Origin of the sequence: Bartonella sp. Raccoon60 (assembly GCF_002022585.1) — a bacterium.
GTDB classification, from domain to species: Bacteria; Pseudomonadota; Alphaproteobacteria; order Rhizobiales; family Rhizobiaceae; genus Bartonella; species Bartonella rochalimae.
This window is the reverse complement of sequence record NZ_CP019786.1, coordinates 1,184,926-1,192,500: the sequence shown is the minus strand read 5'-3', so window position 1 is coordinate 1,192,500 and position 7,575 is coordinate 1,184,926. Positions and strand designations below refer to the sequence as shown.

Sequence of the window (7,575 nt, the reverse complement as noted above, 5' to 3'; positions counted from 1 at the left end):
AAGTACCCCGACAAGGGGAGTGAAAAAGAACCTGAAACCGAATGCCTACAAACAGTCGGAGCCCAAGATACGTTCTGGGTGACGGCGTACCTTTTGTATAATGGGTCAGCGACTTAGTCTAACGAGCAAGCTTAAACCGATAGGTGTAGGCGTAGCGAAAGCGAGTCTGAACAGGGCGTTCAGTTCGTTGGATTAGACCCGAAACCGAGTGATCTAGCTATGAGCAGGCTGAAGGTAAGGTAACACTTACTGAAGGGCCGAACCCGTATCTGTTGCAATAGATTGGGATGACTTGTGGCTAGGGGTGAAAGGCCAATCAAACTCGGAAATAGCTGGTTCTCCGCGAAATCTATTTAGGTAGAGCGTTAGTTTTATTCTCCAGGGGGTAGAGCACTGGATGGGCTAGGGGTCCTCACCGGATTACCAAACCTAACCAAACTCCGAATACCTGGAAGAAATAACTGGCAGACACACGGCGGGTGCTAACGTCCGTCGTGGAAAGGGCAACAACCCTAACCACCATCTAAGGTCCCCAAGTTATGGCTAAGTGGGAAAGGATGTGAGGATCCCAAAACAACCAGGATGTTGGCTTAGAAGCAGCCATCATTTAAAGAAAGCGTAACAGCTCACTGGTCTAAATAAGGGTCTTTGCGCCGAAAATGTAACGGGGCTCAAGCCATACACCGAAGCTGTGGATTTACTCTTATGAGTAAGTGGTAGCGGAGCGTTCCGTAAGCCTGTGAAGGGAGACTCGTGAGAGCTCCTGGAGGTATCGGAAGTGAGAATGCTGACATGAGTAACGATAAAGGGAGTGAGAGACTCCCTCGCCGAAAGTCCAAGGGTTCCTGCTTAAAGTTAATCTGAGCAGGGTGAGTCGGCCCCTAAGGCGAGGCCGAAAGGCGTAGTCGATGGGAACCACGTTAATATTCGTGGACCTGTGGGAAGTGACGGATTGCGTAAATTGTAAGGTCTTATTGGATTGATCTTGCAGTGAAGGAATTCCAGGAAATAGCTCCCACGTATAGACCGTACCCGAAACCGACACAGGTGGACAGGTAGAGAATACTAAGGCGCTTGAGAGAACTACGTTGAAGGAACTCGGCAAATTGCACGCGTAACTTCGGAAGAAGCGTGACCCTTTAGCGGGCAACCGTTAAAGGGTGGCACAGACCAGGGGGTAGCGACTGTTTACCAAAAACACAGGGCTCTGCGAAGTCGCAAGACGATGTATAGGGTCTGACGCCTGCCCGGTGCTGGAAGGTTAAGAGGAGATGTGCAAGCATTGAATTGAAGCCCCAGTAAACGGCGGCCGTAACTATAACGGTCCTAAGGTAGCGAAATTCCTTGTCGGGTAAGTTCCGACCTGCACGAATGGCGTAACGACTTCCCCGCTGTCTCCAACGTAGACTCAGTGAAATTGAATTCCCCGTGAAGATGCGGGGTTCCTGCGGTTAGACGGAAAGACCCCGTGCACCTTTACTATAGCTTTACACTGGCATTTGTGGCGATATGTGTAGGATAGGTGGTAGACTTTGAAGCAGGGGCGCAAGCCTTTGTGGAGTCGTCCTTGAAATACCACCCTTATCGACATGGATGTCTAACTGCGGTCCGTTATCCGGATCCAGGACAGTGTATGGTGGGTAGTTTGACTGGGGCGGTCGCCTCCTAAAGAGTAACGGAGGCGCGCGATGGTAGGCTCAGAACGGTCGGAAATCGTTTGTTGAGTGCAATGGCATAAGCCTGCCTGACTGTGAGACTGACAAGTCGAGCAGAGTCGAAAGACGGTCATAGTGATCCGGTGGTCCCGTGTGGAAGGGCCATCGCTCAACGGATAAAAGGTACGCCGGGGATAACAGGCTGATGACCCCCAAGAGTCCATATCGACGGGGTTGTTTGGCACCTCGATGTCGACTCATCGCATCCTGGGGCTGGAGCAGGTCCCAAGGGTATGGCTGTTCGCCATTTAAAGCGGTACGTGAGTTGGGTTCAGAACGTCGTGAGACAGTTCGGTCCCTATCTGCCGTGGGTGTAGGAATATTGACAGGATCTGTCCCTAGTACGAGAGGACCGGGATGGACGTATCTCTGGTGGACCTGTTGTGGCGCCAGCCGCATAGCAGGGTAGCTATATACGGACGGGATAACCGCTGAAGGCATCTAAGCGGGAAACCCACCTGAAAACGAGTATTCCCTGAGAACCGTGGTAGACCACCACGTTGATAGGTCAGGTGTGGAAGTATGGTAACATATGAAGCTTACTGATACTAATCGTTCGATAGGCTTGATCGTTCTCATTCCCTCTATTCATTTAAAAAAACAAAACAAATTAAAATAGCAATAAGACAACTTCTCTTTCCTTTCTATGCTTTTCGCTGACTTGGTGGTTATGGCGGAGCGCCTGCACCCGATCCCATCCCGAACTCGGCCGTGAAACGTTCCAGCGCTGATGGTACTTTGTCTTAAGGCACGGGAGAGTAAGTCGCTGCCAGGTCTGCTAAGCGCATAGAAAGAACTCTTCAACACTCTTCAAAAAAATATCTAAAAATCGTCGTATCCTTTCTGCGACAATTCTTCCGTGACGCGGGGTGGAGCAGCCCGGTAGCTCGTCAGGCTCATAACCTGAAGGCCGCAGGTTCAAATCCTGCCCCCGCAACCAGTCTCGGATCAATAAGTTTGTATCAATAAAATAATCCTTAAAATAAACGCGACAAGAGATCAGTAGGCGATCCAACACAAAAAAAGCTTCCTTCCTCTTTGGAGCGGTGTTGTTGGGGGAATAATAAAAAACCACTGGAAAAAGATCCTTCTCAGGTGAGACATCCGTCTTGAAGGCATGATGCATCATGAGGGAAAATATCCAGGTCACTTCAAATCAATGTGCCAGACGTCAAGAGAGAAGCGGGAAGAGGATCCGTCTTAGATGAGACGTCCGTTTTGATGGCATGGTGCATGGTGCATCATGAGGGAAAATACCCAGGTCACTTCAAATCAATGTGCCAGACGTCAAGAGAGAAGCGGGAAGAGGATCCGTCTCAGATGAGACGTCCGTTTTGATGGCATGATGCATCATGAGGGAAAATACCCAGGTCGCTTCAAAGAAAAAGGGTCTTTAATAAAAAAGCTGCACACGTGGTGCAGCTTTTGTAAAGCTGGTTTTACTTTGTAGAGTTCTTAAAGGTTGATCAGCCTCTTTTGTCTCAAAATCGAAATTTTACAATGTGTAAGAATGAGACCGTCTCTTATGACCATAATATCCAGAAATGCTGGCAATTACAGCACCAAGAAGGCTTGCAAAAAAACTCCACAATCCAATCTTAGAAGCTGTGCTTATGGCTTTATCCGCAATTGCAAAACTGTTTTGGGCTCCTTTATGAGTAGGAGCATTCTGCGAGAGAGCTTCTACCTGTTTGTTCAGTGATTGAATAGCTTCTTTAGTTTTTTTGTTCGCTGTTTGATAAATATCAATCGCACGTTCTGCAGTATTTTCTGCTTCAGCTTGTGATAGTCCATTGTTTGTCAGCTGATGGATGACATCGCGACGATCAATCTGGGTGTTCAGCTTTTTAACACGATCCGAAAGGCGTTCGCTGAGTTGTTTAACCAAAAGACGATAGTTAGAAGGATCATTCTTAAAAGATGTGATGGTAGAACGAAGGTCTTTGACTGATTCTCTATAAGCGTTATAGAGATTGTCCGGATTGAGGGCTGGAATATCACTTTTATTTAAAAGTGCCTGTAAGTCATTGCTGAGTTTGTTAAAATCAAACAGAGCATTCCTTTTATCGTTGAAAAAATCCTCAAAATTTTTACGGTCTGTGAGAGGAACAAGTTTGCCACCTTCTGAACTAAAATCACTGATCGCTTGTTTCGTTGTTGTTGCAACTCCTGAAACAGTCTTAGCGCCTAAATGAGCCGCGCCAGAAAGTAAAATTGCACTTTGGAGCGCCACCAAAAGCATAAAAAGGGCCCAGGTCAAAAAACCGTGAAGCGCTCCTGAGTGATCCGAAAAACGACCAGCAACATAACCTCCAAGACCAAAGCTTAGACAAAAAATAAAAATTGAACTCACCCCAACAGAGAGAAAACTCTTCTCTAGTGAAAAGGGAGAAAAAAAGGTCATTTGGTTTAAGCCTAAGGCTGCTAACAAAAATGAAAAACAAACCGATGTTGCTAAAAGCGTTAGTAATCCAGCAAAAATCGAGGACCAAGATAAAACAGACGGTCTATAGTGACAACTCTCCGTCTCTAAAGAAAATTCACCTGTAAAATGTCGCTCTAAGGGATGCTTCGTTGGGATCCGCGTTTCCATATCTCTCTCTCCTTCAATAATTCTTAAACTTAAAATGAGAAAAACCAATGCAAGTTCCAAAAAAAATGAAAAAAGGAAAAAACAAACTGAAATCAAAATGCTAAAAAGCTTAAGAAGGAGACAAAATAATACGCAGCAAGTATAGCCTATCTCACTCCGCACTGTGAAAAAAGAAAATCACACAAACAATATTGCTCAGACTTCTTCAAAAGGAGAAACCATACAAAAAAACATAAAAATGAAAAAAAACAAAAACTGTCAACTCGCTGAGCATTTTAAAGTAAGCAACAGATAACAGAAAAATAATCCAAATATACAATAATTAAATATCAAATAAGAAATATACGTTCATTTGGTAAAATGACTACTTTCATCCAAACGTTCCAAAAAAATGTTTTTTACTAAAATAGTCAAAAAATAGTCATGAAGTTTTTTTAAAAGAAATTTCAAATGGATGCATGTTATTTTATTTTGGCTATGCTCAAACGATCGCTGAGGATTCCGTGTAGAGATTTAGCTGTAAGCTGTGTTATTTAGATAAATAATAGAAAAATAGATGGTGCAGTTTTGTGCCAAGCGGGAATGTAGGGGGGAGTTTTGAGAGCTTTTCCGTGATTGTATAGAGAAATCTACTTTTAGTAGTGGGTGTAATTTAGGTTATTTAATTGCTTTCAAAACTAAGCATATTAAGTGTGAAGCTGTAATCAATTTTCAAGAGTAGCACAAATCCTAGCATTGTACTCAGTCTATTGTGATTGCGCAATGTATGAGTCGATTAAACAAAAAGGAGGAGTTTTATTATGTATCAGATTGATTACAATAGTTATCGTTCTGTAAAAAGCTTTAATCGTCGTGTTCGTTTTCTCGTTATGCATTACACTGCAATTGATTTTAAACAGTCGGTTGCAATTCTTACAGGTACTAAGGTTAGCGCACATTATCTTGTTCCTGATCCTTTGGAGAAAACGTATATTGAAGCGGGATTTAAAGATATGCGTATTTTTAATTTGGTTGATGAAAATGAATGTGCGTGGCATGCTGGTGTTAGCTCATGGGCTGGGAGAAGCAATCTGAATGATACATCTATTGGAATTGAAATAGTCAGTGTGGTGACTGATGATATGAATGGAATGCCTATATTTCCTCCCTATAATCCTATGCAAATTGATGCGGTTAAAGAACTTGCATTAAATATTCTACAACGTTATCCCGATATTACGCCAATCAATGTTGTTGGTCATAGTGATATTGCTCCTGTTAGAAAAAGCGATCCAGGTGCAGCTTTTCCATGGAAAGAGCTTTATACAGTAGGTGTAGGAGCGTGGTATGATGATGAATTGAAGAATTGTTATCAAGCGCAATTCTGTAAGAGTCTTCCTGCTAAAGCGGATATTATTGCTAAATTTAAGCAATATGGGTATGATACTTCAATTGCAAAAACAGAAGATGGATATAAGGCATTAATCCGAGCATTTCAGCTTCATTTCCGGCAAAGCAATTATGATGGGATTTTGGATGCCGAAACAGCAGCGGTTCTTTATGCATTGGTAGACAAATATTTTTCTTAAAATAGTTTAGTTCATTTTCATTCAAATATTTGCGATTACGATAACAGTGAGTTGAGGGGGGTTAATTTATTGATGTTTGGCGGAGAGAGAGGGATTTGAACCCCCGATAGAGTTACCCCTATGCCGCATTTCGAGTGCGGTGCTTTCAACCACTCAGCCATCTCTCCATATCTTAGGATACAATAAATTCTATCTATCTTGTTTAATTTAATGACGGTGTGATAATCTCCAATTTCTTCGAATACAAGTTCTTTTTTTGCTTTTTAATGGGCTTTTCTTGACATAGAATAGAAATTCTATCATATATATTTACGCTTGAGCGTGAAGTAATTTGCGCATATTTGTGTTTTGTAGGTGTTTTCTATACCTTTTGAAACCATTAAGACTGATAAAAAGCAGCCTATTTTCTCTGTTGATAAAGTAAAATAAGAGCTGGATCGAACGAAAGGATAAAAAATGTTCGCAGTCATTAAAACTGGTGGTAAGCAATATCGTGTTGCTGAAAACCAGGTCATAAAAGTTGAGAAAGTTATTGGTGATGTGGGGAGTGTTATTGAATTAAACAATATATTGATGCTCCATGAAGGCGATAACATGACTGTTGGTACGCCTATTGTTGCGGGCGCTTTGGTGACGGCTGAAATTGTAGAGCAGGGCCGTGCGCGTAAAGTTATTGCATTCAAAAAACGTCGTCGTCAAAATTCAAAGCGTATTCGTGGTCATCGCCAGGAATTGACAACGTTGCGTATTTTAGAAGTTTTAAGTGATGCTTCCAAAGTGCAAAAAATAGCTGAAAAGCCCGTTAACAAGAAAGTAAAAGAATCAAAAGAAACGAAAGCTTCTGCTTCTCTTAGCAAAACTGCTAAAAAAACGACTGAAAAAAAGGCTACGACAAAAAAGGTAGCTTCCAAGGCATCAAAAGGTGAAAAGAATTAAAGGAAGACAGTTATGGCACATAAAAAAGCAGGAGGTTCTTCGCGCAATGGCCGCGATTCGGAATCAAAACGTCTTGGCGTTAAAAAATTTGGTGGGGAAGCCGTTATTGCTGGAAACATTATTGTTCGTCAGCGTGGTACACGTTGGCATCCTGGTGATAATGTTGGTATTGGAAAAGATCACACTCTTTTTGCTCTTTCAAATGGAATAGTTTCTTTTCGCAAAAAAGCAAGTAACCGTTCTTATGTTTCAGTTATTCCTATGGCAGAAACTGCAAAATAAGCAAGATATAAACATATATAGGATTTAAGCTTGCACATTATTTCTCTACAGGTAGAGTGTAAGCCTTTGGAGAGGTGGCCGAGTGGTTGAAGGCGCACGCCTGGAACGCGTGTATATGGGAAACCATATCGAGGGTTCGAATCCCTCTCTCTCCGCCAAATATCAATAAAATCATGTGTTATCTAAAGGCTAGGGACTTTTGATCTTACTCTGTTTTTTCTGTCCTATCCTTCATTTTAAATGGCTTCTCTTTGTTTTCTTAGACATTTGCATGTAGGGCAATGCTATGCTCTCTTTTGTTTAATAAAGATTGCTTCCATTTCGGAAACTGTAACACCAACGTTAGCAGGACGTATTGCTGCTGATTTCTCATTCCTGAATTGATTTTAAATATCCACTGCATTGCCTGTTTTACGCAATAAATTGCCAAAACTTTCTTTAACGAGCTTATTTCCATTTTTCTCACGCATAAATATTTTAT

At 42.3% G+C, this 7,575-nt stretch carries 4 protein-coding genes, 3 tRNA genes and 2 rRNA genes (1 of these 9 only partly in view); 7 read left to right on the top strand and 2 right to left on the bottom strand.

The features are described from left to right. The 3 genes from Bra60_RS05250 to Bra60_RS05240 form a co-directional block, all read left to right on the top strand. Positions 1-2,288 (top strand): 23S ribosomal RNA (locus Bra60_RS05250); it begins 524 nt to the left of the window's first position. An 87-nt stretch (positions 2,289-2,375) separates the two neighbouring features. Further along, a 5S ribosomal RNA gene (gene rrf, locus Bra60_RS05245) occupies positions 2,376-2,490 on the top strand. A gap of 88 nt (positions 2,491-2,578) precedes the next feature. Next, positions 2,579-2,655, top strand: a tRNA-Met gene (locus Bra60_RS05240). Positions 2,656-3,210: 555 nt separating this feature from the next. Here the strand turns inward: Bra60_RS05240 and Bra60_RS05235 are convergent. Next, positions 3,211-4,308 carry a DUF3792 family protein gene (locus tag Bra60_RS05235; protein WP_078698134.1) on the bottom strand — a complete coding sequence of 366 codons (1,098 nt, stop codon included), beginning with the start codon at positions 4,306-4,308 and terminating at the stop codon, positions 3,211-3,213. Between the two features lie 800 nt (positions 4,309-5,108). On the opposite strand from Bra60_RS05235, the gene Bra60_RS05230 reads away from it, so the two are divergent. Then, complete coding sequence (locus Bra60_RS05230) at positions 5,109-5,876, top strand: N-acetylmuramoyl-L-alanine amidase (protein WP_035006829.1); 768 nt, start codon at positions 5,109-5,111, stop codon at positions 5,874-5,876. 77 nt (positions 5,877-5,953) lie between these two features. Here Bra60_RS05230 and Bra60_RS05225 read toward each other — a convergent pair. Beyond that, positions 5,954-6,043 (bottom strand) — tRNA-Ser (locus Bra60_RS05225). 289 nt (positions 6,044-6,332) lie between these two features. On the opposite strand from Bra60_RS05225, the gene rplU reads away from it, so the two are divergent. The 3 genes from rplU (at position 6,333) to Bra60_RS05210 (ending at position 7,252) form a co-directional block, all read left to right on the top strand. Further along, positions 6,333-6,812 carry a 50S ribosomal protein L21 gene (gene rplU / locus Bra60_RS05220; protein ID WP_078688844.1) on the top strand — a complete coding sequence of 160 codons (480 nt, stop codon included), beginning with the start codon at positions 6,333-6,335 and terminating at the stop codon, positions 6,810-6,812. Between the two features lie 12 nt (positions 6,813-6,824). Beyond that, positions 6,825-7,094: a 50S ribosomal protein L27 gene (gene rpmA / locus Bra60_RS05215; protein WP_035006833.1), complete on the top strand. Its 270-nt coding sequence runs from the start codon at positions 6,825-6,827 to the stop codon at positions 7,092-7,094. Between the two features lie 68 nt (positions 7,095-7,162). Then, positions 7,163-7,252 (top strand) — tRNA-Ser (locus Bra60_RS05210). The last annotated feature ends 323 nt before the right edge of the window (positions 7,253-7,575 follow it).